This window comes from Hungatella sp. SL.1.14, assembly GCF_024460495.1.
In the GTDB taxonomy this organism is placed as follows: Bacteria; Bacillota; Clostridia; order Lachnospirales; family Lachnospiraceae; genus Hungatella; species Hungatella hathewayi.
The window spans coordinates 1-318 of record NZ_JANFYJ010000225.1 but is presented as its reverse complement, the minus strand read 5'-3'; the positions used below and the strand labels follow the sequence as shown (position 1 = coordinate 318).

The window sequence follows — 318 nt, the reverse complement described above, 5'->3', positions numbered from 1 at the left end:
CCAGGTTCAGTCCGTCTAAACCGTACTGTTCCACTTCGGCCATCAGCTTCCCGATCAGCTTCTGGCGGGTGGAGGTCTTCGACAGCAGTACCTTGGTCTGCACATCATTGCTGAAATTATTAATCAGAGCCCATACCTGGAGTCCCATGTCATGGGCTTTCTGCACATACGCCGCATCCGCGTAGGAATTGAATCCGCCCTCATTATCAGTCAGCTCATACCAGGCCGGAGATATAACATTCAGTCCCTTTGTATTGGCGATCAGATTATCAAAGGAGGCGTTACCTTCCGGCTTCGTAACCTGATGCCAGGCCAGGC

General features: G+C 51.9%; 1 pseudogene. It reads right to left on the bottom strand.

Annotated elements, in window-relative coordinates:
* Nucleotides 1-318, bottom strand: a pseudogene (locus NE473_RS30775) (glycosyl hydrolase family 18 protein); the annotation flags it as partial.